This window comes from Cytophagales bacterium, assembly GCA_033344775.1.
Taxonomy (GTDB): Bacteria; Bacteroidota; Bacteroidia; order Cytophagales; family Cyclobacteriaceae; genus JAWPMT01.
The window spans coordinates 1708751-1728575 of sequence record JAWPMT010000005.1 but is presented as its reverse complement, the minus strand read 5'-3'; the positions used below and the strand labels follow the sequence as shown (position 1 = coordinate 1728575).

Below are 19825 nucleotides of genomic sequence, written 5' to 3'. Positions count from 1 at the left end.
CGGTTTATTTGAAGTAACTTTTTAATGAGCTAAAAAATACCGGACGCCCGGTCAGGGTATCTCTTTTGATGATCATTTTGCATGCCTCCAAATCGAATACCCCAGATAGTTGCTGCCGATTGCGTCTTTTGGTCAACGACTGTCTAGCTCAGTATGTCCCTGGAATAACACCGACTAAGGCTAGACCCTTCCATGACTGGACAGCCTTTTCGTATCAGGAATCCGAGTGCTAAATGTCGCTACGGCCCCATATGCGACGTTTTTTTGTTTAGAAATACTCGGCATGCATAATATTTTCCATTAGTTCCTTCCCTTTCTGGCTGAAATTCATTTTCTTCCAAGAGAATTTTTAATCAACCTAAAACCCATTAATGAAAAATCTCAGAATTCCTGTGATCATAGGGCTCATATGCCTTATTGGTTGCAAATCGAATCAAGAATCAGAAGTATTGCCGATCCAACAACGGCAAGTCACCCAGCTTTCCCAACAACAAGTTTCTTCTCAAATCGATAACATTCTAAGGCAGAATGGAGAGTTTGAATGGAGCATGGCTTCCACTGAAGTTGTCTGGAATGTACTGGTCAATCACGATTCCGTTTTGGTAATTGGCTATGAGCCAGAAGGCTTTGGCAATGTCAATGAGCAGATACATCAGCTAGACCTGCAAAGCCAGCTGTGGACAGAGGCTCGAACCAACGTGATCAATCAGATTCAGCTAGTCTATGACCAACTCGGGGTAAATAAGATTGCGCGGGAGCAAGTCCTGAATGTGCATGAAAGTTTGCCTTATTTTCACCTGAAAGTTAGTGAAGTGGAAGTACTGGATCGATTGCGACAACTGACCCAGGTACGCTACTCTGAACCCGCTACATACATTCCTGCTGAAGGAGCGATCGGTTCCGAATTACGGATTGAAAGTAAGTTGGGCTGTGGCAATGATCCCAATTTCAGTATTCCTTCTTCCGATTATGTGACCGTTTCTCCGTCTGCTAAAATTCCCTGGAATTTCTACAACATGAACATTCCCAGTGCCTGGAGCATCAGTACAGGCGATAATGTAACAGTAGCAGTCATCGATACAGGGATCTCACCCGATCAGGCAAAATTGAACAGTCAGTTCAGCTCAGGAGAGTCTACTGGTAGGTATCGAGCAAAATTTGGAACCTATGTGAGCTCCTGGTGGTGGTGGGCCAGCCCTGACGGTCCGGATGATCAGTGTGGTCACGGAACCCAAATGTCAGGTGCAGCTACTGCTCCACGTTCAAGTGGAGGCTCATCTTTAGGTGTGGCGTATGATGCCAATCTCGTGAGTATTCGAGGTACGGGAGATGTCGTGATTGAAAGTGGTCGTGAGAAAAATGGCGTATCTGACGCCTTGGTATTGGCCGGAAATCGCAGCGATGTAAAGATCATCAGCATGTCTTTGGGAACACCTTTTTCCAGCGGCCAGGTAGCTGATGCTGTTCGATATGCTTACAATAGAGGCAAATTGATCTTTGCCGCAGCAGGTACTTCAACTTCCATCACCAGTTTCGTTGGAGTGATCTTCCCTGCTACCATGAACGAAACCGTGGCGGTGACGGGAATCAAGGACAATGGTTACAACCAGTGCAACACCTGTCATAAAGGAAGTAAGGTAGATTTTGTAGCAGTAATGCAGCGTGGTTCTAATAATGACCGCACTTCATTGACCCTGGCAGAAAGCGGCAATCAACCTTCGAATGTAGGCGGGTCTTCTGTTGCCACGGCCACTACCGCAGGTATAGCAGCTTTGGTTTGGGCCACTAATCCTAATCAAACCCGCGACCAAGTATTGAATCGTTTGAAAAACGCTTCTGATTTCTATCCTTCCAGAAATAGCAATTATGGCTATGGATTGATCGACGCCCTGGAAGCGGTGCAGTAGGCATTCTTTTAAATCGTCTACTTAAGCGTCATTCCTGCGTAGGCAGGAATCTCAATAATGGATATGCTAAATAATATTGAGATTCCCGATCAAGCCGGGAATGACGTTTACTTTTTTGACTTAAGTTGACGATTGCATTATTGTGATTTCCTCAATTCATCTGCCCATAATTCTCAACGAAAGTTTGACACTTTTCCTTGGTGCCCACAAATAGAATACTGGTGTGGAGTTTTACGGCATAGGATTCCATGTCCTTGTCGAATTTGACTTGCATACCTTTTTTGCCGAAGAGATTGTTGAATAGTCCCATGATCTGATTTGTCTAAGTGATTGTACAAAATACAAATCTTGGGAAACTACCTGAAGCATTGTTACCACCAATGATTGAAACCGTAGTTTACTGCAAATGCGGTATTCCTTTCGATCGGTTGATAAGATCGACATTGCCGGTTAATACTATACTTTTAAATGTGTACTTCACCTTAATAAAAACCGTCATTCCGGTTTTGGGAGTGACACGGAGAAATACCGGAATCTCAAAGTTTGTTAGTGGTTGCTCCTTGGATTGAGATTCTTGTAGATCATTTTAAGCCTACTCAGAGTCATTCTCTGAAGACTCTGAGAATTAAGAAGTTCATCCTTGTATGTGACTAAACCACTTATTCTTATGCGTCGGCTCAATGAAGTCCCACTTGTTTCCATACAGGTCCTCGAACACAGCAACCTTCCCATATTCTGTTTCTTCTGCTGTTCGAACAAATTTGATGCCTTCTTCCACCATGCCATTATAATCCCTCCAAAAGTCATCAGTAAACAGGAATAAGAAGACACGGCCTCCGGTTTGATTACCTACACTTGCCTGTTGTTCGTCACCAGAAGCTTTAGCCAATAACAGACTGCATTCATTCGCACCGGGAGGGGAGACGATCACCCACCTTTTTTCAGGACTGAGTGGAGTATCTTCAATCAGTGTGAAATTTAGTTTCTGCGTGTAGAATGCAATGGCTTCATCGTAATCATTGACGACTAGCGCAACATGGGCAATGCTTTGTTTCAAGGGATAAGCGTTTATTTGATCAAAGATAGATCAGTAAGAAGCATCAACCCACTATGATTTTTCTGATTTGAGGCCAATATTCCCCCTTGTTTATCAAAAGGGGTTGGGGGATTTTAACAGAAATCAATCAGAAATATCACACGATGATCAACTGATCAGAGTAAAGATCGAGTGACCTACCAATAGTAAAACAGCGAAATACGAAAAGAGGACGAAAATCAAACTCAATAAGTAGATCGCCATGAAAAATGGACGTGATGTTGAGCTAAATAGTCTTGCTGCTTTAAAAACCCCAGGTCTTGCTCTGTGTTTCGTAATGCTGGATTTTTTGAAAGTTTCTTCATCAAATTGAACACCGATGACTAGGAGCGTCCCGGAGAGGAATTGACAGATCAAAAAGAAGATGGCCAGGTTCTGAAGGGCCTCCATGGCTTTGATTGATTAAAAACTACAAGTTAGGTAAAAATTAAACCTTATTCCTTGCATCTCCGTATTATTATAAACTACATTTAAGGTAAATATTAATTCGATGGGAAAATATCACCTTGGGGAGTTTGAAGAAGTTGTCATGTTGACGGTCTGTGTATTGCATGGTCAGGCATACGGGATTGCCATCATTGACGAGATGGAAAAGCAACTCGGCAGGAAAGTAAGCATTGGTTCTTTGCAAACGGTCCTTCGACGATTAGAAGATAAGGGACTGTTGGAATCGGAACTGGGTGAAGCCACGAAGATCAGAGGCGGCAAGCGTAAACGCTTTTTTAAACCCACTTCGCAAGGTAGAAAGGTACTTGAAGAAACCAAAGAACAACGAATGAAACTCTGGAACGCGATTCCTCAAATTGCTCTCAAAGATTAACTATGGAAGAAATTCATCAAGCGCCCAAATGGCCCCTGAATTTTTTTAGGTGGTATTGTCGGGAAGACTATGTGGAAGATCTGGAAGGAGATCTGCAGGAGCGCTATGAATTGAACATGCAAGATAAAGGTCGATCCTATGCCCGAAAGCAATTCTTACTCGATGTATTGAAATTGTTTCGGCCAGGGATCATTCAATTCAAGGTCAACACTCAACACTCAAATGCAATGACACGACATCATTTCTTAATCGGATACCGTAATCTGCTGCGCAACAAATGGTATTCATTCCTGAACATCGGAGGGCTGGCACTCGGTATGACCATTGCTATCCTGATCGGGCTCTGGCTACACGATGAGTTCACGTTCAACGAAGTACACGATCAGAAGAATCGGATCGTACAGATTCTGCGCAAGAATTCCTCAAAGGGAGAGACATTTGTGAGCCGACCATTGCCAGGAAAGCTGGGGCCAATCCTTGACGAGCAGTACAAAGACTTATTTGATCAAATAGTGATCATTCGGGGCAGACTGGAGGAGCGTGCCTTTGCGAATGGCCGCAAAAGATTTTCACAGAAGGGGTATTACATGCAAGATGGAGGAGCAGAGATGTTCTCTCTTAAGATGCTTCAGGGGTCTCGAAGTGGATTGAAAGATGTGAATAGCATTTTCTTGTCCCAGACCCTGGCCGATAAGCTCTTTGATCGTGAAAACCCGATTGGGAAATTCATCACCATGGATAATGCTGTGGACCTTGAAGTAACCGGGGTTTATGAAGATCTCCCAAGAAATTCTACTTTTAATGATGCATCGTTTTTCATTTCCTTAGATCGGTTCATCACTGGGAAGCCCTGGCTTTTCGCCTGGGACAATTACAACATGTGGATATATGGAAAGCTGTCGGAAGGAGCTACTTCAGTAGCCGCTTCCGAATCCATAGAACATCTGATGAAAGGCCATACCGGGAATCAGAATGGCTATCCAAGGGCTTTTGCTCATCCCATGAACGACTGGCATTTTAAGTCAGATTTTGAGAATGGTGTTCCTGTATTAAGTGAGACATGGAAGTTCGTCATCTTGTATGGGATGGTAGGCATTTTTGTCTTGTTGCTTGCCTGTATCAATTTCATCAACCTGAGTACCGCACGTTCCGAAAAGCGAGCGAAGGAAGTAGGCATTAGAAAAACTTTTGGTTCCGTTCGCATAGAGTTGATCCGTCAGTTTCTTACTGAGTCTTTCCTTTATGTGTTTTTAGCCTTTTTGTTATCCGTTGTTGCTGCCTGGTCACTTTTGGACTGGTTCAATCAAGTAGCAGATAAGCAATTAGTGATGCCATTTGATCAGCCCATTTTTTGGTTAGCAGGGTTGGCACTTACATTGGCTACGGCCTTGATTTCAGGAAGTTATCCGGCGTTCTATCTATCACACTTTCAGCCCATTTCTGTGCTCAAAAAGATCGGGTTTTCTGGCCGCTCCTCCATTTTGGGAAGAAGAACACTCGTTGTTTTTCAATTCACCATTTCGATGATCCTGATCATTACCAGTTTGGTGGTGCAAAACCAGATCAACTTCGTGAAAAGTCGCCCGGTGGGTTACAGCCAAAGCGGTTTGTTGACATTACGATCCACCTCGCCTGAATTTGAGGGAAAGTATGAGCTGCTTCGCCAGGAATTGATTGCTACAGGAATGGTGACGGATATCGCTCAGGCCAATTATCCGATTACAACCACTTTGGGCAATATGGATGATTTCATGTGGGATGGAAAAGCAGATTATGATCCTACTTTTAACATGGTGATCGTCAACTACGATTATGGCAATACCATCGGCTGGGAAGTCGTGGAAGGTCGTGATTTTTCACGGGATATTACCAGTGATCAAGGTGGTGGAATCATCATTAACGAAGCTGCTCAGAAGGTGATGGGTATGGAGAACCCAGTCGGACAGACCATAACGTCCAGAGGAGGATATGCGGGTCTTGAAAAATTTCGCATCGTTGGCGTGGTGAAGGATCTGTTGAAGGGGTCTCCTTTTGAGCCTGTACAGGAGTCCATCATGATACTGGCGGATATGGAAATGAGCAATACGTTCATTCGCATCAATCCTGAGGTTAGCACATCTGAGGCTTTGATTGCCATTTCAGAAACGTTTGATGAGTTACTGCCGAATACCCCTTTCCACTATGAATTCGTGGATGATGTTTATGCCCGAAAATTTGATTTGGAAGAGCGAGTAGGTAGGCTGAGTAGCTTCTTTACCTTGTTGGCATGTTTGATCAGCTGCCTTGGCCTATTGGGATTGGCCGCTTATTCGGCCGAACGTCGTACCAAGGAGATCGGTATTCGAAAAGTGTTAGGGGCCTCTATTCTGAACCTTTGGCAATTAATGTCTAAGGAGTACACGTGGTTAGTATTGATTGCGCTCATTTTTGCCATTCCAATCTCCTATTTCCTCATGTCCAGTTGGCTGGCCAGCTACACGTTCAAAGTAGATCTTGAGATGTGGGTATTCGTACTAGCCGGAATCGGTACGCTACTCATCACACATTTAACGGTGAGTTCACAAGCATTGAAAGCGGCCACCAGAAATCCAACAGAAGTACTGCACGATGAATGAATCAATACAACCTTCTAAATGGGCAGTTCGCTGCTTAAGGTGGTTTTGCCGTGAAGAATTTCTGGAAGACCTTGAAGGGGACCTGATGGAGCGCTTTGACCGCAATGCTGCTCAAAGCAGCCGGTTCAAAAGCAACTTTTCTCTATGGAAGGATGTGATGGCGCTGTTACGCCCTTCCCTGATCAAACCATTTCGAAAGAAAACATCTAATCATATGTTTAATTCTCACGTGACCATGGCACTGCGCAGTGCCCGAAAGGAGAAAGTTTTTTCAATCCTGAATGTACTGGGACTGGCCATGGGCTTCTCTGCTTGCCTCTACATTGGCATGTACGTGCTTGATGAAGCGCGATACGATACTTTTCACGAGCACGCACCCAATATTTATCGCATCAACCAGACATTTATCTGGGGTGATACCGACAACTTATTCGGTTCGACGGGACCGGGAGTCATGCCAGCCATTCAGGCGGAAGTTCCCGAATTTGATGTTATGACAAGGGTGCATCCCATCGACGATCAGTTGGTCCATACCCAGGTCGCGGGAAGTAAGATGCTGGAGGAGACAAAGCTCTATGCAGTGGATTCTACCTTCTTCAAGGTATTTACTTTCCCTTTGTTGCAGGGAAACCCGAATACAGCAATGGTCAATCCCAACAGCATCATACTGACCGAATCAATCGCTAAGAAATATTTTGGAGATCAAAGTGCGTACGGTCAGCAGATCTTGTTGGGAGAGATCGGTAATCAGGTTTCTTATCAGGTGACAGGGATCGCGAAAGATGTTCCTCGCAATTCGCACATCCAATTCAACGCCTTGACTTCCATGTCAACTATCCAACGGCTGAAACATGGTGGTGATACCTGGTGGTGGACTACTTTCGTGACATTTGGCAGATTGAGACCGGATGCAGATCCGGAGCTTGTTGCACAGAAAGTTGCGCAAGTTCCTGGAAAATACCTGGGGTCGTTTTTGCCGAAATATCAAGGCATCACCTATGAAGAATTCCTGGCATCAGGTGAGGAATGGGATATGTACATTCAACCCATGCTGGATATCCGTTTGTTCTCACATCATGTTTTTTCGAGACTCAATCAAACCACAGACATCAAGACGATCTACATCCTTGGCACGATCGCAGTTTTGATCCTGCTATTATCCATCATCAATTTCGTGAACCTCACCACTGCCAGGGCAGCTAAAAGAGGGAAGGAAGTAGGCATCAGAAAGACTTTGGGCTCCAATAAAAAATTATTGGTACAACAATTTCTGGTGGAGGCGATGTGTTTTAGCGCGTTGGCCATCGTGCTGAGTTTTGTCCTGATTGGTTTGTTGTTGCCCTTCATGGACTTCATCACGGGTAAGCCGCTTCCTGGTGATTTACTATTTGATCCGATCATATTAGGAGCAGGAATTGCTTCAATATTGATGGTTGGTGTCGTGGCAGGCCTTTACCCAGCATTTGTTTTGTCCGCTTTCAGGCCTTTGGAAGTGATGAAAGGTCAGCTGAAGCATGGTAAATCGGGAATCTTAACAAGAAATGCCCTGGTGATTTTACAATTCACGATCTCCATTGGTTTGATCTCTGGAGCGATGATCATTCGGCAGCATGTGCAGCACTGGATGGAAATGGACCTGGGCTTTGATCGCAGCAACAAGCTGGTCATCGAAGATGTGAACCGGCTTAAGCAATCCATGGGTTCTTTTGAAGAAAAAATAAGAGCCATGTCTGAAGTAGAAGCGGTGAGTTTTTCGTCAGATACGCCGCCTTATCTCTGGGATATTGACGAAGGATTAAAACTCGCTGAGTCGGAAAAAGAGATTCAATTTTCATTCATGGACATTGATGAGCATTTCATCGACATGTATGGCATGGAGTTGGTCGCAGGTAGAAACTTTACAGGGTCTACGGCGGATAAGAACCACATATTGGTAGATGAGTCGGTACTTGCAAGTTTTGATATTCAAAGTCCGGAGGAAGCGATTGGTCGTACATTGCTTTATGACAACCTGAAGACGCAGATCATTGGCGTTTTCAAACCTCTTATCACAGAAGTGAACTGGGAGCAGTCGCCTATTGTGTTGTACTACAAAGGTGGGGGGAATATCCATTTGCCGAGAAGGATGCTTTCAGTGACTTTCAAAAGAGAACCTTCAGGTGAGGAAATGACCAAAATGCTACAGAAAATTGAAAAAGAATGGTCGGCTTTCTCTCCTAACAGGCCATTGAGATATACGTTTTCCGATCAGGAATATGAGCAAATTTTTGCACCTACTATACGCCTGGGTAAAGTGATCAATCTCTATGCTGCGCTGGCGATCTTAATTGCCGGACTCGGCTTGACGGGTTTGTTGGCATACATGATTGAACGCCGCAACAAAGAACTCGGGGTTAGAAAGGTCCTGGGTGCTCCGATTGCGCATTTACTGACCATTCTGACCGTTGACTTCACGAGGTTGATGGGCATTGGTTTTGTATTGGCTTCTGCAGCCTCCTGGTGGGTCATGAACCGGTGGTCTGAGGAATTTATGTATCGAGCACCAATCAGCTTCTGGACGTTTATTTGGGCAGGCTTGTTAATGCTTGGCATTTCACTGTTCATCATGAGCTTTCAGTCTGTAAAGGCGGCACTTTCGAATCCGATCCGCTATTTGAGAGAAGAGTAGTAATTAGTGGTTATTGGGTTAATTCGTTTTCTTGTTTTTTTAGGATAGGATAGGAATGGCTCTGGTGAGCCAGCTAATGAGATATTCAGGTTCTTAAGCTTAGTAACGAATGCAACCATTTCAATCTGTGGAGGTCTTTGATTTGAATAACAACTTTTCGAATCAGAATTAACCTAACAACAGATGAAAGTCAAAATCTCAGTATTCCTTACTTTTTGGACATGCAGCCTTCTCTTATTGGGACAGAATAAGCAGTCCACCACAAATCAATTCATTACGTATGCCTACCCAATTACTGATATTTCCATCGATGGTGATCTCAGCGACTGGCCTGAAGAAGCGGTAGTTATAGCTGTCAAAAATAAGCTGTGGGGGGCAGATCTAAATGCTGAGTCGGACCTCACGGCTACGTTTCAAACCGGTTATTCCTTGAAAGAAAATGCACTCTATTTTGGTATGGTCATCAAGGATGATGATCTCATTAAAAAGGATGAACCGGCCTGGAACAATCAGGACACTTATTCCTTCTATGTCAATGAACAATATGACCTGAAAGGGTCGGGAATTGTGCGGTACACCATGGCCGAAAATTTCAAAGATCAGACCAACCCTGCGCAGCATTGGGATCCATTGTTGCAGGATTACATTTCCTGGGAGAAAGTGGATTACAAAATCAATACCTCGGAAAATGCGACAATCATCGAATTGAAATATACCTTGAATGAATCCATCACTATTGGTCAAGTCATAGGAGTAGGGCATATGGTGGTAGATCAGGATGAGGAAGAACAAACGGTATTAGGTTGGGTAGGTCGAAGCGGAAAAAGCTCGAATTCTCAACCGGGTAGAATTGGTTCAATCGTTTTTGCCGATGACGAATTGACTGTTGGTACCCTTTCCGGGAAAGTGGTTTGGAAGGATACTACCAACCTTATACCAAGTTTTGTAAGTGCCCGATCGGTAGAAAATAATGATCGATGGTTTTACCTGCCAGTGAGTGAGGAAGGGGACTTTTCTGCTGTTTTACCTTCAGGAGAATGGCTTTTGAATCTGGGTGCCAATACCTTTCTTCGGGATGAAGGTTACTATCGAGTAGATCCTGATTTGAACCAACAAGTGACCATTAAACCTGAGCAAAACAATGTCCGTGAATTGGTGATGCGACTTTACCCTGAGCCCAATCTGCCTCGCTCAGGCAACTTATTGGGTGATATGACGGATGCCTCCCGGAAAAAGATTGATGCCACCATAGCAGCCTACATGGACTATTATGAAATTGAAGGGGCGTCATTTGCAGCCTGGAAGGATGGAGAAATCACTCATCAAAATACCTATGGGGTCAAAAACAACTATACTGGGGATCCTGTAGTTGAGAATACGCTGTTTGAAGTGGCTTCCATTACCAAACCCACATTCGCTTTTGTGGTGATGCGCTTATACGAAAAAGGGATCATTGATCTGGATGAACCACTTTACAAACACCTGGAATTTGACCTGATCAAGGATCAGGAATATTCAAAATTGATTACCGCAAGGCATGTGCTTTCTCATCAGACGGGTTTTCCCAATTGGTCCAATGGCCCGAGAATTGAATTCAGGTTTGAACCAGGGAAAGGTTATGGTTACTCGGGTGAGGGTTTTGAATATTTGAAAAGAGTCCTCGTTGCCATTACCAAGAAAAGCATGAATCAATTGTTTCAGGAAGAATTGATCGAGCCGCTTGGTTTGAAAAACTTTTACTACCAAACGCATCCATACGGGATCGAACATAAGTCCAATGGCCATTATGATGGTTATCCTGGAATGATCGATTTTCCGAATGAACCTGGTGTGGCCTGGAGCTTAGTTACTACGCCCGCAGACTACATGGAGTTCGCAAATGCTATCCATCAGCGAAAGGGCCTTAAGCCAGCAACTTATGAGATGATGCTGGGCAAGCAGAACGAATATTATGATGAAAATGATGAAGGGTTATCCGACATTACCGAACACGTGGGGCTGGGATGGTTCATAGAGACCACTCCCTATGGCAAGGTAATTAAGCATGGAGGAAACAACGGTGATTTTATGTCACAGTTCAAATTGTATGACGATCTCGGGCTCGCATTTATGGTTACCACGAATGGCTATTCAGGTTATTTATTGACGGGTGAGGCCGAAAAGTTCCTGATTGATGCGGATGAGATGAGTAAGCGATTGAAAAATGAATAAGTAAGAATACCAGTTTTTCCATTTATTCCCACCAGGGCTCACTGATGTCCTCCTGACTTATCTCAAATCGCTCGCCAATGTACGGGTTGACCACTTTGACTCCTTTTTCATCCGCTGCTTTGCGAGCGCGTTGTATTGGGTCCCGCCAGTCATGTAGGGACAGGTTAAAAGCACCCCAATGGATAGGCATCATCACCTTGCTGTTTACATCGATGTTGGCTTGAACGGACTCCTCCGGGAACATGTGTATTGCGGACCAGCGTTCGTTATACTGCCCACATTCGATGAAGGCGAAATCAAACGGGCCGTATTGCTCGCCAATGGTCTTGAAGTGTGGGCCATAGCCACTGTCTCCACTGAAATAGACTTTTCTGTTTTTACCGAGTAGTGCCCAGGAAGCCCATTGGGTTTTATTGCGATCAGAGAATCCACGTCCTGAAAAGTGGCGCGAAGGAGTACAAACTATTTCCAGGTCGCCTAATTTGATGGATTGTCCCCAGTCCATTTCGGTGACATTTTCCGCAGGAACACCCCAACGTTTGAGATGTTCGCCAACCGCCAAAGCAGTGTAGAAGTGCTTTACTTCTCCTTTGATCTTATCGATGGTAGGGTAGTCCAGGTGATCGTAATGGTCGTGCGAAATGATCACCGCATCTATGTCCTTAATGTCATCCAGATCAATAGGTAGATCATACTTAAATCGTTTGGTCAAAAAAGAAACCGGTGCGCTGGCGCCTCCAAGCATAGGGTCCAGTAAAATGCGTTTCCCTTCCATTTCGATCAGAAAAGCTGAGTGCCCAAACCAGGTAACGTACACCAAAGAATCTACCTGATTTGCATTGCCTTCATCCCATTTTACAGGATGTGATTTTTCTGGGGATCGGACCTGCTTACCAAAAAATTGCTCCCTCAATAGATCGGGCATTTTGCTCAGACTCATGTCCATGATCGTCTCGATCTGATTTTGAAAAACTCCGTCTTTGAAGTTTGGAGAGGCTTTTATCTCTTTCAGACGTTCTGCGCTAGGTTTACCACCAAATTGTGGGGAGGTATACATGAAAATGGCCACTCCAGCCACAAAGAACACGACAATGACCACAAAGACGAGCATGATTTTAAGAAGGATTTTTAGGATACGCATGAACAGAATGAAATTTTGGCGATAAGGCCAATTTATGTTTCCTCGAATTTGACAATATTAGCAAAAAACTATACAACCAATGAACGGCCAATATACTTTCGGATTACCGATAAAAACTCGATATGCTGAATATGTCGTGGTAGAAAGTGTCTTTTCGAATGATGAACTCGCTGCTATTCGAAACCTGTGGAATCCTGAAAATGTATATGATTCTTTGCTCAACAGCACGGAAGGCAATCAACAGGACCAGAACCTGCGTCAATCTTCTTTGAATTTGCTGCTACCCGATGAAAAGATGGGTTGGATCTTTGAGCGGATCGCTCGAGCCGCCATTGAACAAAATACACATTGGTTCAACTTTGAATTACATGGCTTAAATGAGGGGCTACAGCTGGCCAAATACGATCAAACGGATCAGTTCAACTGGCACATGGATTATGGTGGTGCCCTTGCTTCTACCAGAAAATTAAGTGTCTCTGTTCAGTTGAGTGAATCGGAAGAATATGAAGGTGGTGATTTGCAGTTCATGATCAATGACAAACACTATAATATGCCGCGTGCTGCCGGTACGGTGATCGTTTTTCCCTCCTACATGGTGCATCGAGTGACACCAATCACTTCTGGAACCAGGATGTCCCTGGTTGGATGGGTTCATGGTACACCTTTTCGTTGAGTGTCATTAAGGTAATACCTTCTAATTTTCCAGTAATTTATATCATCAACTTCCTATTTATGCCCATTCAATACACCTTTGGTTTACCAGTAAAAAACGACTATGCTGATTATGTTATTCTTGAAAACGTTTTTGCGCCACAGGAAGTAGCCGCTATTCGGGAATTGTGGAATCCGGTAGGAGCGTCAGCAGCACATTTGGCTGGATCGGCTAGTGGTCCTTATGATCAACAGCTTCGAAATTCCTCCATCAATTTTATCAACCCACATGACTCTGTCAATTGGATTTTTGAACGATTGGCGAGATGTGCCATTGAAGAGAATAACAGGCGTTTTCTATTCGAAATACTTGGGTTAAATGAAGGGCTTCAATTGGCCAGGTACGATAAGAATGACCAATTTAACTGGCACATGGATTTTGGAGCGGGGCCTGTCTCTCAGCGAAAACTGAGTATGTCTGTGCAACTAAGTGAGCCAAACGAGTACGAAGGAGGTGATTTGCAGTTTATGATCAACGACCAGGCACATAATGCCCCTCGAACACCAGGAACCATGATTATTTTTCCTTCTTATGTGATGCATCGAGTTACGCCAATCACCAGCGGTACGCGCATGTCGTTAGTAGGCTGGGTTAATGGTATGCCTTTTCGTTAAGTTCTGCAAAAATATTCCGACACTATATTCGTTGCTTAGGTGTCATTACCTTATGCCTAACCTTATGCTGCAAAACATGAAAAGGATTGCGATACTCGCATTTTTACTGATTATTGGTTATTTGAGCAATGCGCAGGAAACAGACTCCACAAGCGCGCAACTGATCCGGGTCAACCTCAAGAATAAAGAAGTCTATGTCGGAAGCATTGTTTCTCAGGATGCCAGTATTTTGGTATTGAAAACTGCGGGAGGAGAGATCAATGTGCCTACCTCACAGATTGAGTCTGTGGATTATTTGGATGAGATGACTGATACCAGGTTTCGGTATCCCAATCCGAACGAAACACGCTATTTCTTTGCCCCAACAGCTATCCCGCTTAAACAAGGGGAAGGGTATTATCAGAATGTGCTGCTTTCATCCAATTTCGTGAATTTCGGACTTACAGATCATTTCTCTGTAGGAGGAGGACTGGAGCTTGTTTCTACGTTTCTGGGGCAGCCCATTTTCTTTCTCACCCCAAAATGGGGGTATCAGACAAGCGAAAAAATCTACGTAGGGGCCGGCATGCTTGTCGTGCTACCTAATGGAGGTGGCCAGTTTTTGCTGCCTTATGGTGTTACCACTTTTGGTACAACAGAAAGCAACATGTCCATTTCTCTCGGAATTCCTTTTGTCGAAGGTGATGCAGACAATGGCGGTCTTGTGTCCGTCTCAGGCTTCCATCGATTTAGTACCTCCTTCGCGCTCCTTTCCGAGAATTATTTCCTCCCATTTGGTGAAAGTGATCTTCCATATTTCGGTATCCAGGGGGTAAGGATCATCGGTAAGAAAAACTCTTTTGACCTGGGATTGATTGTAACGGACACTACGCCAATACCTTATGTAAGTTACGTGCGGAAGTTTTGATTATGGATTCTTAAGGTCACGCTGAGGTTCTCGAAGTGTGACTTTAGCTTTTTTTGATCTGGACAAGTAGGATTTTTTGCTTTATGAACATGTTTATCCGCAGCTGACCTACGTGGTTTTGCATTAATACGACCGTCTAAATTCCCTGAAAGTGATCATTCTCTGATTGTCTTCATCCCATAGTTTGTGATTCATGAAACTCAGACTTTCTTTGAAAGTAACCACCGTGGAATACTTACTGAATTCTGGATTTTCTTTGATGCAACGTACCAGGTTGTAGTTTGGGATGGCGGAGTAGAGATGATGAATATGGTGTACGCCAATGTTGCCGGTAAGCCAATTCATCAATCGGGGCAATTTGTAATAGGTACTGCCTTTTAATGCAGCCACAAAATGATCCCAATTGTCCTCCCATCTTTTATAGCCATTTTCATGTTGGTGCTGAACGAAAAAGAACCAAATAGCGATCACAGAGAAAAAATAAAGTACGGTCAGATACGTTGCCAAAGCGGCTTTCCAGTCCAGGACCAGGCACAGAGTAAGCATGCCTCCGATGACCACAATATTATTGATAATCACACTCCAATAAGCCCTGGCTTTTTTGTTGTTGAGAACGACCAGTGGAAGTCGCATATTTCTGATGAAGTAGATGATAGGGCCAATGAGAAACGTCACAGGAGGGAATCGAAAGATCTTGTACTTCAGTTGGTCCCATCGATTCATGGACTGATATTCTTTTACCGTCAGTGTGTTGATATCGCCAATGTCCCGATTTTCCAGCTTTCCATTATGATTATGATGGTAACTATGAGAGTCAGCCCAATAGGTGAAAGGCATTGCACTAAAGATGCTGCACAGGAATCCAACGACGTTTCTCATTCTTTTGGACTTCACAAATGAGTGGTGGCCGCAATCATGTTGGATGATGAAAATCCTGACCAGGAAAAACATATTGATGAGGCCCAGCCCGAAAAAAAGGAGGAGGTGATAAGAGAAGGCATGGTACATGGCAATCCACAGCCCTATGAAAGGAATGATCGAATTGCTTAATTGCCAAAAAGCTTTTCGATAGGAAGTTTGCTTATACTGCTGCAAAATGGGCATCATGCCTTTTGCAAAAGTCCGCATTTCAATGTCGCTCATTACAGGATTTTAGGTCTATTACGAAAGACAAAAGCTCCTGCATTTTGTGACACTTCAAAGTCATAATTAATATTAAAATTTTGAATTGCGTACACTTGAATTTTGTTGAGTTTAAGAGGGCTGTTGAGTCACCTGAGCATTTCTTTTACAACTTATATACAAATGCTCCGTATATTTGTTTAACAATTTATATACAAATGGGAAAGTTGTACCTTGGTGAATTTGAAGAGTTGGTGGTAACGATGGTTATCTTATTAAAGGATGAAGCTTATGGTAATACCATCGTTAAGGCCATAAAAGAACACCAAAACCGTGAGGTTAGCTTAAGTGCGGTCCATGTGACCCTCTATCGATTGGAAGAAAAAGGCCTTGTTTCTTCCAAGGTAGGAGGAGCTACTGCTGCACGTGGTGGTCGTCGCAAGCGCTACTTCCAGATCACCAATGCCGGGCTCGCGTTACTCAGAGAAATGAAGGAATCTCGAACCGAACTCTGGAAAATGATCCCACAATTGCAAATGAATTCCATCTGATGTCAGGTGAAAAAAGATCACCTCCTGCATTCATGGTTTGGCTCTTACAACGCTTGTGTAAGAAAGAGCTGATAGAGTTTGTATTAGGTGATCTGGAAGAGCAATTCGAGGAACAATTAGCGCTAAAAGGCAATAAGAAGGCTAGTTGGCGATACATCTGGCAAGCAGTGAAATTCCTGCGTCCCGGAATCCTGAAATCAATTAAAGATCAAAAACTCAATCCATATACTATGTTTCTTCATGATGTTAAAACTTCTTTTCGGCTGATCCGACGTGAAAAGCTATATGCCGCGATTAATATCATTGGCCTGTCGTCTGCCTTTGCCATCGCGCTTTTGATTTTTTGGTACGTTGGTTTTGAGCAAAGCTATGAAAGCTATAATCCCAATGCTGACAGGGTTGTTCGTCTCACCACGGACTACTTCGACGGTGAAACAGTAAGCGACCAGGATTGTGAAACCTATCATCCCCTGGGACAGATGATTGCCGATGAATTGCCGCAAGTCGAAGCTTTTGCGCATGCCTTTGAAATTGATGAGTTATTGATGCGGTCTGAGCAAAGCGGGAAGACTTTTAGGGTTGTTGGGGGAGCGTTTTTTGTGGAACCTGAATTTTTCCAGATGTTCCATTACCCACTTTTAAAAGGGAATCCGGAGGCCATATTCGAGCAGCCCAATGAGATGATTTTGACCGAATCTTACGCAAAAAGATACTTTGGTACGACAGAAATACTGGGTAAGACTGTGGACATGCTCGCTTTCAAAGCAAAGGTTGTGGGAATCATTCCTGATAGCCCACCCAATACGCATCTCAAGGTCAATATTTTGGTTTCATATGAGACCGCTGAAAATGCTTATCTGGCCAGTCGGGAGAGTCCATGGAACATGAACGATACTTATACCTACTTTCAACTTAAGGATGCCAGTATGGTTGCCGATTTTCAAAAAGCCCTGGTGCCTTTTTCAGTTCGTATGATGGAGGTAGAAAACTTTGACGAAGAACAGGTGATCGCACAAGCCATCAAGGACATTCATTTGTATTCGGACAAGTCTTTTGAAGTAGAAAAGAATGGCGATGCGACCACCGTGCTTTTTCTGATGGGAGTTGCCTTTTTAGTGATTTTGATCGCTATGGTTAATTACGTCAATCTGTCTACGTCCAAATCGATGGACAGGGCCAAGGAAGTAGGGATAAGGAAAGTGATCGGTTCTTCTATCGGACAATTGCGAATGAGATTCTTTACCGAATCACTGGTCATCAACTTTCTTTCAATTTTAGCGACCGTGTTTCTGGTGGGTCTATTTGTGGATCCATTTAAATTTCTGGCCGGGCTACCAATGGAGCTTGATATATTTCAGGAACAAGACTTCTGGCTAACGCTCGTGGCACTTTTTCTGGTCAGTGTGGTGTTGTCTGGTTCATTTCCGGCGTTCATTATCGCTAGATTCAAACCGGTTACCATCTTGCGTGGGAAGTACAGTCACAGTCAGTCGGGGACGATCCTTAGAAAAGGGCTGGTAATTTTTCAATTTGCCATTGCGCTATTCTTATTGGTTCAGACGATCACCGCCAATGAACAATTGCAATTTCTGAGGAACCTGGATAAGGGGGCCAACTTTGAAGAAGTAATGGTCATCAGAACACCATTAGGAGAGGAGATGTCCAAATTTGAGACTTTTCAGGAAAAAGTGGAGCAATACCCGTTTGTCAAAACGTCCGCGCTTTCTAACTGTGTGCCAGGACTCCCGACTTCTCAGATGGGGAGTACAACCGGGCTCAATATCCTGGGTGAGGAAGAGAGGAATTTCAACTTCTATGTCGTCTTCATCGATACGGCTTATCTGCAAACACTGGAAATGGAGTTACTGGCAGGTAGGAATTTCATCAATTCTGATACCTTCAGTACTGTCATGGTGAACGAGGAGGCGATTCGGCTATGGGGATTTACTAATCCTGCTGAGGTGATCGACAAAAAGATTGACATGTGGGGGGCACCACGTAGGGTCATTGGAGTGATCAGGAATTTTCACCAGACGAACATCAAGGATAATTACATCCCAATGATCTTTCCGCCAAATCAGGGCAAATGGGGTAATTACATGAGTATCAAGCTCAGTACGGAGGATTTGCCTCAACAGATTGCAGCCATTGAAGGCCAGTTTCAGGAGTTGTTTCCGAACAGTCCCTTCGATTTCTTTTTCCTGGATCAGGAGTTTGGAAAAGAATATGAAGCAGACGAGCGTTTCAGAAGGGTATTTGGAAGCCTGAGCATCTTCTCCTTGATCATCACATGTCTGGGCTTGTTTGGGTTGGCGTCATTTACCGTGGCCAAGCGGACCAAGGAAATAGGGATCCGAAAAGTATTGGGTGCTTCAGTGGCACAGGTGGTGAGTCTGATTTCTAAGGAATTCATTGTCTTGATTGTGATCGGTATGGGCATAGCCATGCCTCTGACGGTGTATTTGGTACAAAGCTGGTTAGGCAGGTATGCCTTTAGGATTGAGCTGAATCCACTGTTGTTTATTGTACCCGCTTTGATGATTGTAGTGGTAGCCTTAATCACCGTTTGGGCACGAACCTATCGCGTATCTGTCGCCAACCCCGTGGAGTCATTGCGGGATGAGTGAATGTCCATCCTTGAGGTAACTGTTATCTTTATAGAAGATGACCAAGAAAACATTAAAACTAGGTAGGGAAGAGATTATTGAAACTGCCCCGAACAGAGGGGCTTGCTTTGCCACAGATCGAATCACAGTTCAAGGAGATAAAATAGGATATATGTATCGGGAAGCTCCAACTCTGGATGTCGACAGTGGCTGGCGCTTTTTTGCTGGAGATGAGTCTGATGATTACGTCAATGATCCAATTAATACTTCTGTTTACGACATAAATACGATCGTTAATTACGACGGTGCTGTTCTTCCTTATTTAGATGCGCCCTTTGGAAGTGAATTTGAACGAGCATTAGGAAGGAATTTACCGTGATCAAATGAATGAGGATAAACTTGTTTTGTTTTTTGACGTATTCACAAAAAAAGATAACCAACTACTAAAGACGTGAGGATCGAATTTTCTAAGCAACTGCCCTCTATTCCTGAATTGACAGCTATCCTTAAAGATCGATTTTCAGAAAAATATTCTGTCCGAACTTATGGAGCAGGCAAGCAAAGCATCATCGTTGGTAAATCAACCCTGGTAGGAGCGCAGATCTCTGTAGATAAAAATGAACTTTCTATCCATTGGACACCTCCAAGTGCTTTTGGTAGCCTATTGATGTTTCTGGGCATGACGGAATTAGCAATTCTTTTCTTGCCCTTCATGTTCAAGGAAGGCATTGGTTATCCAGCACACAGTAATATACTCCAAAAAGAGATCGGCTTATTCCTGAAACAGAAATTGAGTTGAGCTAAAATCGTCATCCCGGGCGCCCGGCAGGGGTTTTTTTGACCTTAAGTTCTGAT

Annotated in this window: 17 protein-coding genes; 12 read left to right on the top strand and 5 right to left on the bottom strand. The window is 43.8% G+C overall.

Translation table 11 applies throughout. The features are described from left to right. Positions 1–371 precede the first annotated feature (371 nt). Positions 372–1907, top strand: coding sequence for a S8 family serine peptidase (locus R8G66_24990; protein MDW3195657.1), 1536 nt, complete (start codon positions 372–374; stop codon positions 1905–1907). A 151-nt stretch (positions 1908–2058) separates the two neighbouring features. Here R8G66_24990 and R8G66_24985 read toward each other — a convergent pair whose 3' ends face one another. From R8G66_24985 to R8G66_24975, 3 genes are all read right to left on the bottom strand, one after another. Continuing rightward, positions 2059–2217: a hypothetical protein gene (locus tag R8G66_24985; GenBank protein MDW3195656.1), complete on the bottom strand. Its 159-nt coding sequence runs from the start codon at positions 2215–2217 to the stop codon at positions 2059–2061. Positions 2218–2541: 324 nt separating this feature from the next. Beyond that, complete coding sequence (locus tag R8G66_24980) at positions 2542–2964, bottom strand: VOC family protein (protein ID MDW3195655.1); 423 nt, start codon at positions 2962–2964, stop codon at positions 2542–2544. A gap of 147 nt (positions 2965–3111) precedes the next feature. Beyond that, positions 3112–3393: a hypothetical protein gene (locus tag R8G66_24975; protein MDW3195654.1), complete on the bottom strand. Its 282-nt coding sequence runs from the start codon at positions 3391–3393 to the stop codon at positions 3112–3114. 100 nt (positions 3394–3493) lie between these two features. Between R8G66_24975 and R8G66_24970 the strand changes: the two genes are divergently transcribed. From R8G66_24970 to R8G66_24955, 4 genes are all read left to right on the top strand, one after another. Then, positions 3494–3823 carry a helix-turn-helix transcriptional regulator gene (locus tag R8G66_24970; GenBank protein MDW3195653.1) on the top strand — a complete coding sequence of 110 codons (330 nt, stop codon included), beginning with the start codon at positions 3494–3496 and terminating at the stop codon, positions 3821–3823. 2 nt (positions 3824–3825) lie between these two features. Then, positions 3826–6438 (top strand): ABC transporter permease, encoded by a 2613-nt coding sequence (locus R8G66_24965; protein ID MDW3195652.1) that lies wholly within the window; start codon positions 3826–3828, stop codon positions 6436–6438. Then, the gene (locus R8G66_24960) at positions 6431–9106 is read left to right on the top strand and encodes an ABC transporter permease (protein MDW3195651.1); all 2676 of its coding nucleotides are present in this window, start codon (positions 6431–6433) and stop codon (positions 9104–9106) included. The genes R8G66_24965 and R8G66_24960 overlap by 8 nt, the downstream gene beginning before the upstream one ends. 183 nt (positions 9107–9289) lie before the next feature. Next, positions 9290–11317: a serine hydrolase gene (locus tag R8G66_24955; protein MDW3195650.1), complete on the top strand. Its 2028-nt coding sequence runs from the start codon at positions 9290–9292 to the stop codon at positions 11315–11317. Between the two features lie 22 nt (positions 11318–11339). Here R8G66_24955 and R8G66_24950 read toward each other — a convergent pair whose 3' ends face one another. Then, positions 11340–12458 (bottom strand): MBL fold metallo-hydrolase, encoded by a 1119-nt coding sequence (locus R8G66_24950; protein MDW3195649.1) that lies wholly within the window; start codon positions 12456–12458, stop codon positions 11340–11342. A gap of 79 nt (positions 12459–12537) precedes the next feature. Here R8G66_24950 and R8G66_24945 point away from each other — a divergent pair, with 79 nt between their 5' ends. The 3 genes from R8G66_24945 to R8G66_24935 all read left to right on the top strand — a co-directional run bounded on the left by R8G66_24945 (position 12538) and on the right by R8G66_24935 (position 14691). Continuing rightward, positions 12538–13131, top strand: coding sequence for a 2OG-Fe(II) oxygenase (locus R8G66_24945; GenBank protein ID MDW3195648.1), 594 nt, complete (start codon positions 12538–12540; stop codon positions 13129–13131). Positions 13132–13190: 59 nt separating this feature from the next. Further along, on the top strand, positions 13191–13784 hold the full coding sequence (locus tag R8G66_24940; GenBank protein ID MDW3195647.1) for a 2OG-Fe(II) oxygenase: 594 nt from the start codon (positions 13191–13193) through the stop codon (positions 13782–13784). A 76-nt stretch (positions 13785–13860) separates the two neighbouring features. Then, entirely contained in the window at positions 13861–14691 is an 831-nt protein-coding gene (locus tag R8G66_24935; GenBank protein MDW3195646.1) for a hypothetical protein, read from the top strand. 123 nt (positions 14692–14814) lie between these two features. Here the strand turns inward: R8G66_24935 and R8G66_24930 are convergent, their stop codons facing one another. Further along, the gene (locus R8G66_24930; GenBank protein MDW3195645.1) at positions 14815–15834 is read right to left on the bottom strand and encodes a fatty acid desaturase; all 1020 of its coding nucleotides are present in this window, start codon (positions 15832–15834) and stop codon (positions 14815–14817) included. Positions 15835–16031: 197 nt separating this feature from the next. On the opposite strand from R8G66_24930, the gene R8G66_24925 reads away from it, so the two are divergent. From R8G66_24925 to R8G66_24910, 4 genes are all read left to right on the top strand, one after another. Further along, positions 16032–16364: a PadR family transcriptional regulator gene (locus R8G66_24925; GenBank protein MDW3195644.1), complete on the top strand. Its 333-nt coding sequence runs from the start codon at positions 16032–16034 to the stop codon at positions 16362–16364. Further along, on the top strand, positions 16364–18991 hold the full coding sequence (locus R8G66_24920) for an ABC transporter permease (protein MDW3195643.1): 2628 nt from the start codon (positions 16364–16366) through the stop codon (positions 18989–18991). The genes R8G66_24925 and R8G66_24920 overlap by 1 nt, the downstream gene beginning before the upstream one ends. 37 nt (positions 18992–19028) lie before the next feature. After that, positions 19029–19349, top strand: coding sequence for a DUF2185 domain-containing protein (locus tag R8G66_24915; protein ID MDW3195642.1), 321 nt, complete (start codon positions 19029–19031; stop codon positions 19347–19349). 72 nt (positions 19350–19421) lie between these two features. Further along, on the top strand, positions 19422–19769 hold the full coding sequence (locus tag R8G66_24910) for a hypothetical protein (GenBank protein MDW3195641.1): 348 nt from the start codon (positions 19422–19424) through the stop codon (positions 19767–19769). The last annotated feature ends 56 nt before the right edge of the window (positions 19770–19825 follow it).

Coding starts and splice junctions, on each gene's coding strand:
- R8G66_24925 (MDW3195644.1), top strand. CDS start 16,032: ATGGGAAAGTTGTACCTTGGTGAATTTGAAGAGTTGGTGGTAACGATG.
- R8G66_24935 (MDW3195646.1), top strand. CDS start 13,861: ATGAAAAGGATTGCGATACTCGCATTTTTACTGATTATTGGTTATTTG.
- R8G66_24975 (MDW3195654.1), bottom strand. CDS start 3,393: ATGGAGGCCCTTCAGAACCTGGCCATCTTCTTTTTGATCTGTCAATTC.
- R8G66_24990 (MDW3195657.1), top strand. CDS start 372: ATGAAAAATCTCAGAATTCCTGTGATCATAGGGCTCATATGCCTTATT.
- R8G66_24955 (MDW3195650.1), top strand. CDS start 9,290: ATGAAAGTCAAAATCTCAGTATTCCTTACTTTTTGGACATGCAGCCTT.
- R8G66_24920 (MDW3195643.1), top strand. CDS start 16,364: ATGTCAGGTGAAAAAAGATCACCTCCTGCATTCATGGTTTGGCTCTTA.
- R8G66_24985 (MDW3195656.1), bottom strand. CDS start 2,217: ATGGGACTATTCAACAATCTCTTCGGCAAAAAAGGTATGCAAGTCAAA.
- R8G66_24940 (MDW3195647.1), top strand. CDS start 13,191: ATGCCCATTCAATACACCTTTGGTTTACCAGTAAAAAACGACTATGCT.
- R8G66_24950 (MDW3195649.1), bottom strand. CDS start 12,458: ATGCGTATCCTAAAAATCCTTCTTAAAATCATGCTCGTCTTTGTGGTC.
- R8G66_24970 (MDW3195653.1), top strand. CDS start 3,494: ATGGGAAAATATCACCTTGGGGAGTTTGAAGAAGTTGTCATGTTGACG.
- R8G66_24915 (MDW3195642.1), top strand. CDS start 19,029: ATGACCAAGAAAACATTAAAACTAGGTAGGGAAGAGATTATTGAAACT.
- R8G66_24960 (MDW3195651.1), top strand. CDS start 6,431: ATGAATGAATCAATACAACCTTCTAAATGGGCAGTTCGCTGCTTAAGG.
- R8G66_24930 (MDW3195645.1), bottom strand. CDS start 15,834: ATGAGCGACATTGAAATGCGGACTTTTGCAAAAGGCATGATGCCCATT.
- R8G66_24965 (MDW3195652.1), top strand. CDS start 3,826: ATGGAAGAAATTCATCAAGCGCCCAAATGGCCCCTGAATTTTTTTAGG.
- R8G66_24945 (MDW3195648.1), top strand. CDS start 12,538: ATGAACGGCCAATATACTTTCGGATTACCGATAAAAACTCGATATGCT.